Source organism: Allocoleopsis sp. (assembly GCF_036703385.1).
GTDB lineage: Bacteria > Cyanobacteriota > Cyanobacteriia > Cyanobacteriales > Coleofasciculaceae > Allocoleopsis.
Genome location: NZ_DATNPA010000753.1, coordinates 1 through 5,405, shown reverse-complemented (window position 1 = coordinate 5,405; position 5,405 = coordinate 1). Strand labels below are relative to the sequence as shown.

Below are 5,405 nucleotides of genomic sequence, written 5' to 3'. Positions count from 1 at the left end.
CACGGGGCAACCGAGCTGATTTACTCCGACTTCCGCCCTGTTCCCTTGCAATTCTACTTCGGCAACACCAAGGGTGTTTTTCCCCTTCTTGATGAAACTCAAACCCGAATTAGCCCCCGCCTCAAACCCAAAAACAAGACGGGCAAAGGACGAGGGACGCGCCCGGAAAGCCCCACCATCACCTACATCCTAGAGCAACTGGCTGCACGGGATATGTTACCCGCCATTTACTTTATCTTCAGCCGTCGGGGCTGTGATAAGGCGGTGGAGGAAATGGGAGATTTGTCTCTGGTTAATGAACGGGAAGCAGCCCAACTGAAAGTCAGAATTGACGAATTTCTAAGGCGCAATCCTGAGGCAGGACGCGCTGGACAAGTTGAACCGCTTTATCGAGGAATTGCCGCCCACCACGCCGGAATTTTACCCGCATGGAAGGGATTGGTGGAGGAACTATTCCAGCAGGGTCTGATTAAGGTCGTGTTTGCCACAGAAACCCTGGCAGCGGGGATTAATATGCCTGCCCGAACCACTGTGATTTCAACACTTTCTAAGCGTACCGACCGGGGGCACCGACTACTAACCGCTTCTGAATTCCTACAGATGGCAGGTCGTGCCGGACGGCGGGGAATGGATGCGATAGGCTATGTCGTGACGTTGCAGACGCCGTTTGAAGGAGCAAAGGAAGCGGCTTACCTAGCGACAACGGGGGCTGACCCTCTAGTCAGTCAGTTTACGCCTACCTATGGCATGGTGCTGAATTTGCTGCAAACCCACTCGATTAATGAGGCGAAGAATTTGGTGGAACGCAGCTTTGCCCAATACCTGGCGACACTTTACCTCAGACCTCAGCAACAGGCGATTACGGAGTTGACGACAGAACTAACTAAGCTAGATATTCAACTGGCTCCCATCGATTTGAAACAGTTGGAAAAGTATGAAAAACTCAGTGAGCGCTTGAAAGAAGAACGGCGAATCTTGAAATTACTGGAGACTCAAGCGGAAGCGGTGCGGACTCATGAAATTGTCCAGGTGCTACGAGACGTTGTACCCGGAACGGTTCTGTGTCTGAAGGGGAAACATGTTAAGGTGTCTTCTCCCGTCCCAGCCGTGTTGGTGGCGAAGCAAAAAGGGAGCGGTCAGTCGCCTAATTTCATCTGTTTAAGTGCCCAGAATCGGTGGTATGTGGCAACAACGGCGGATGTTGTTGATTTGTATCTGCAAACTCAGATGCGAGGCGTCGAATCTCTACAGCCGCCAGAAGAACTCATGCTGAGGCCGGGTCAAGTGAGGCGAGGGACTCAGGAGACAGAAGCGATCGCACAGCAGCTCCACAATAGCATTGCCAGTCAGACTGCGTTTGCTGACCTATCCGTCGTCGCTCCTGAAGTACTGGCTCAAGCCAGAGTAGTCCAGACCGTGAAAGAGCAGTTAGACAATCATCCTTTGCAGTATTGGGGCAATCCCGCTAATCTGCTGAAGCGACATAATCGCCGAGTAGCCTTGCAAGAAGAAATTCATGAGCGTCAAGCCGAGTACCGAGAAAACCAAGCCCACCACTGGCAGGAATTTCTCAATCTGATTGAAGTGCTAAGGTCGTTTGGTTGCTTAGATAATGTGACACCTACTCCCCTAGGAAAAGCGACCGCTGCAATTCGGGGAGACAACGAATTATGGCTAGGGCTGGTGCTGATGTCTGGGGAATTTGATCACTTAGACCCCCACCACCTCGCCGCTGCCATGTGTGCGCTGGTGACCGAAACCCCTCGCCCCGATAGCTGGACGAACTATTCACCAGCACCACAAGTGATTGAGGCGTTGGTCAGTTTAAAAGGGACGCGGCAGAGTCTGATGAAGTTGCAGTATCGGTATAATATTGTATTGCCGATTTGGCCGGAGTATAAATTCCTCGATAAGATAGTCGGTGGATTAATGGGGCTTGTAGAACAATGGGCTTTAGGTCTCTCTTGGACTGAGCTATGTGCCAACGCCAGCTTAGATGAAGGGGATATTGTGCGGATTTTACGTCGGACGGTGGATATCCTCTCGCAAATCCCCCATGTGCCAACTGTGCCCAATTCTTTAAGGGTCAACTCGATTCGAGCTATTCAGCTACTTGACCGTTTCCCCGTGAACGAAGTAGTTGATTAACTTTGATGGCATTTTGGGGATTTCAATTTGACAAAGTGATGCTTTTGTGATATAGGTATCTAGTTAAAATTGTGGCAAGACGTTGAAGGTAATTCTTATGGGCAGGGCGATCGCCTTTTGCTGGCAAAGACGCTTGGCGAATGGCACCGCCACGAATATAGCGATCGCAACTCTGATCTATTCTGTGATACTACAACTACCCGCCTGGGCAGAAACAGCGAACCTGGGCGTTGTCAAAAGTCGTGATCATGAAGGAAATTGGACAGAAATTACCTCAACTCCTACCAAGGTTGCTGAAGTTGACCCGGATTTTGGAGTAGTACCTGCGCAACCGTTACCCAACAGTAAAGGCCCGCTCACCGCAGCACAAATCACCGTCATGACTCAGGAGTTGAAAAATCTGATCGGTCGGTTTGAAAGTGCCCTACTGGCTGCCAACGCCACGAATAGTAATGTTAATTTACCCACAGGCGCAGCTATTGAGCAATTTCTCGTCGCCAGTGCCAAAGCAGATTCTAGGCCAGAGGATGCTGCAAGTTCCGACCAAAATGTAGCAACCGACTCAGCCATAAGGGCACTCATTGAGGCGAGGATGGGGCTGCAAAACTTCCTCAACGCGATCGCAAAAAACGACTATGATGGGGCGAGACAGCAGTGGTTCCAAGCACGACGCACTCTCTGGAATAACTATCCCAGCGATCGCAAGTTGGCCCAGCCAGAGATTCGGGCCATTTGGTTAGACCGGGGCACCATTGTCCGTGCCAAATCAGAACAGGATTTAGCCAAGATTTTTGACCAACTAGCCGCCGCAGGTTTTAATACCGTCTTTTTTGAAACGGTCAATGCCAGTTATCCCATTTACCCCAGTCGCGTTGCGCCAGAGCAAAACCCTTTGGTGAAGGGATGGGATCCCCTAGCCGCCGCCGTCAAGTTAGCACATCAACGGGGGATGGAGTTGCACGCCTGGGTTTGGATGTTTGCAGCCGCGAACCAGCGCCACAACGTTATCTTGAACCAACCCACCAACTATCAGGGCCCCCTGCTCACAGCCCATCCAGACTGGGCCATGTTTGATCAGCGGGGGCGTCTGTTCGATCCGAATACGAAAAAGGCGTTCCTCGACCCCGCTAATCTAGAGGTACGAAGTTACCTGCTGGCGTTGTTGGAGGAGATTGTCACACGCTATGAAGTGGATGGCATTCAACTCGACTATATTCGTTACCCCTTTCAAGACCTTAAGGTTAATCAAACCTATGGGTATGGGAAGGCGGCACGTCAGCAGTTTAAGGAACTGACGGGTATTGACCCGATTCAAGTTTCCCCTACTAATCGTGATTTGTGGCAAAAGTGGATCGATTTTCGCATCCGGCAAATCGACAGCTTTGTAGCAACGGTGTCAACCCGCCTACGCAAACAACGCCCTTCTGTAATTCTCTCTGCGGCTGTGTTTCCCCTACCCCGTCCAGAACGCCTACAAAGATTGCAACAAAACTGGGAAGATTGGGCAATTCAAGGGAATATTGACCTCGTGGTACCGATGACTTACGCCTTAGATACCAGTGGCTTACAAAAACTAGCGCAGCCGGTACTGATGCAATCTACCCTGAGTTCAGCTTTGACGTTGCCCGCGATTCGGCTGTTGAATTTGCCGAGTGTTGTAGCCATTGACCAAACTCAATTGCTGCGGGATTCTCCAACGAGTGGATACGCTCTGTTTGCGGTAGAAAATTTCGATGGGAATCTTCAGAGTATCTTCCGTCGTACTCAGGGGGCAGGGGACAATATTAGCCTCACCTCCCAGTCTCCAATCCCTTACCGTCAGCCTTTAAAAGCAGCCGCAGAACGTTATGCTGCTCTGCAACGGGAATGGAATTTTCTATTAGCCAATCATCAAATTTTGCTTCAACAACCCGTGCTTTCCGAGTGGGGAAAACAAGCCGATACTCTCTCAACGTTACTCAATCAATTGGCAAAAGATCCATCAATGGAGAATTTGTTGTCGGCAAAAGCCTACCTGGTATCGTTCCGCTCTCAATTTCAGAGATGGATGCAAAGCCAAGCGGCTACACAACCCTATCAAGTTCAGGTGTGGGATAACCGTCTAGCAAGCCTTGAACAGTTGCTGCGTTATGGGGAACGGACGATTTTGAATCCACAGCAACCCAAGGCAGCAAAATAGCTAAGGGAAATGCGATCAATCGCAAGTAGGCACAAGACAGATATCAGGGGCGATTGCCCTCAACCAAGCCATGAAAATTCTTAACCTTCAACCTTCTAATCTTCCAACCTTCAACTCATTTTCAAGTTAGGCTTTAGGTTAGCCAATTTCTAAGATTTGTTTTCTCCTCCTTGAGATACGCAACTATTTTTGATTTAGCAGCTATACTCAGCTGTAACATTGTCAGTTGCTCCGTTGCCTTTGCGCGGGGCTTTTGTATGCCTGCCGTTCAAGGAGAGGCTAAGGCTTCCAGGCATTCCCAACGTATCGTTGTAGGACATGGCTGAAGCAACCCTATTGTTCTGGGTTCGCACGAGAGTGCCATAATTGAGCCATTCTAGCTTTTATGACGGATTTTTTATGAATAAGGCGTTTGCCGCTCGGTTTAGCTGCGCTCTACTCGTTCCTACAACATTCTTGGCAGTAAGCTTAACAACGGTGGCAGCGAGAGCGCAGAATCAGTTTTATACTCCGATTCCGATCCCTTCGAGTAACGAAATTTCGGATACACTCACAGACAAGGATATTCCTAGCGGTCAGGGTGGCTTTGCCCGCGACTACGGCATTGCCTTAAATGCAGGTGACCAAGTGGCTATTGACCTTTCTTCGGAAAGCTTTGACACGATTGTCACCCTGATAGCCGCAGATGGTTCCACCGTGGGAGAAAATGATGACGGGCCTGACGGTACGACGAACTCAGTGTTATTCACCCGGATTACTCAGCCGGGTCGGTACATTATTCGCGTGCGTGCTTTTGGGGGAACGAGTGGCGGTGCGTTTAAACTGAAGGTGGCGCGGCTACGACCTGTTAACTAAGAAGTGAGAGTGGTCGTCAGGAGGCAAAGGAACAAAGCTTCTGTCCATTCCACGATCGCTCCGTAAGTGTCGCCCGTGTGTCCTCCTAGCTTGCGATAAAACCAAGCGCCTGTTATTAGTGCGATCGCGCATCCCCCCACTGCCATTGTCCAGGCCACCGAAGTACTACCTTGGTCTAGGAACAACGGCAATCCACATAAACTCAAGAGTAAGAACAATCCCA

The 5,405-nt window shown here is 50.1% G+C and carries 4 protein-coding genes; 3 read left to right on the top strand and 1 reads right to left on the bottom strand.

All coding sequences use genetic code 11. From position 1 onward, the window contains the following. The 3 genes from V6C93_RS35415 to V6C93_RS35405 form a co-directional block, all read left to right on the top strand. Positions 1-2,148: DEAD/DEAH box helicase (locus V6C93_RS35415; protein ID WP_333481389.1), on the top strand; the 2,148-nt coding region annotated here is incomplete at its 5' end. 82 nt (positions 2,149-2,230) lie between these two features. Then, a complete protein-coding gene (locus V6C93_RS35410) occupies positions 2,231-4,327 on the top strand; it encodes a glycoside hydrolase family 10 protein (RefSeq protein ID WP_333481388.1) in 2,097 nt (698 codons plus the stop codon). Between the two features lie 399 nt (positions 4,328-4,726). Beyond that, positions 4,727-5,182 (top strand): PPC domain-containing protein, encoded by a 456-nt coding sequence (locus tag V6C93_RS35405; RefSeq protein WP_333481387.1) that lies wholly within the window; start codon positions 4,727-4,729, stop codon positions 5,180-5,182. Here V6C93_RS35405 and V6C93_RS35400 read toward each other — a convergent pair. After that, the coding region (locus V6C93_RS35400) for an adenosylcobinamide-GDP ribazoletransferase (protein ID WP_333481386.1) at positions 5,179-5,405 on the bottom strand (227 nt) is incomplete at its 5' end. The two genes, V6C93_RS35405 and V6C93_RS35400, sit on opposite strands and share 4 nt — an antisense overlap.

Bases quoted from the DNA above. Each gene is read 5' to 3' on its own strand.
- V6C93_RS35405 (WP_333481387.1), top strand. From the start codon at position 4,727: ATGAATAAGGCGTTTGCCGCTCGGTTTAGCTGCGCTCTACTCGTTCCT.